The organism is Brevundimonas sp., assembly GCF_018608325.1.
In the GTDB taxonomy this organism is placed as follows: domain Bacteria; phylum Pseudomonadota; class Alphaproteobacteria; order Caulobacterales; family Caulobacteraceae; genus Brevundimonas.
Genome location: NZ_JABAZW010000125.1, coordinates 1 through 935, shown reverse-complemented (window position 1 = coordinate 935; position 935 = coordinate 1). Strand labels below are relative to the sequence as shown.

General features: G+C 67.2%; 1 protein-coding gene. It reads right to left on the bottom strand.

The window, feature by feature from the left end:
* A partial coding sequence (locus QZ281_RS12180; protein WP_292228719.1) for a DHH family phosphoesterase occupies positions 1–935 on the bottom strand: 935 nt, incomplete at both ends.

The following is a 935-nucleotide window of genomic DNA, read 5'->3' as shown; positions in this document are numbered from 1 at the left end:
GGCTTGCGCCAGCGTTCACGCAGGCGGCCAGCGACGATGCCGACCACGCCGGGGTGCCAATCGTCGCCCGCCACAATGACGACTGCCGAATCGTCGGCATGGACGCCGGTCGCCTCGACCTTGCGCACAGCGGAATCGGTGACGGCCTTCTCCACGTCGCGGCGCGACAGGTTCAGGGCGTCCAGTTCGATGGCCAGTTTCTCGGCTTCGGTGGGGTCATCTGTGGACAACAGTCGCGCGCCCAGATCGGATCGGCCGATGCGTCCGCCCGCATTAATGCGTGGTCCCAGGATGAAGCCTGCGTGATTGCTCTTGGCCGGCCCTTGTTCGGCGCCCGCAGCGGCCAACAGGGCGCGCAGGCCGGGATTCTTCCAGTCGCTCATGACCTTCAGGCCCAGACCCGTCAGGGCGCGGTTGAAGCCGGTCAGGCCGGTCACGTCGCAGATGGCGCCCAGCGCCGCCAGATCCAGCCACTGGCGAATGTCGGGCTCAGGGCGATCAACGAACAGGCCGCGCTTGCGTCCCTCTCGGTTCAAAGCGGCCAGCAGGACGAAGACCACGCCCGCCGCGGCCAGATTCCCCTGCCCCGAGTTGCAGCCCGGTCGGTTCGGATTGACGACGGCTAAGGCCTTGGGCGGTTCATGGCGCATCAGGTGGTGGTCGATGACCACGACATTCAGGCCGATGCTGTCGGCATGGGCCAGGGCCTCGTTCGCCGCCGCGCCGCAGTCGACCGTGACCACCAGATCAGCGCCGGACGCTTTCAGGGTGTCGAAGGCCGCAGCACTAGGGCCATAGCCTTCCTTGATCCGGTCCGGGACATAGATGGGCAGTTCGGCGCCCACCGCTCGGAACCAGCGCACCAGCAGGGCGGCGCTGGAGGCGCCATCCACATCATAGTCGGCGAAGACATGGATGCTGGCCTTGGCCTGCAG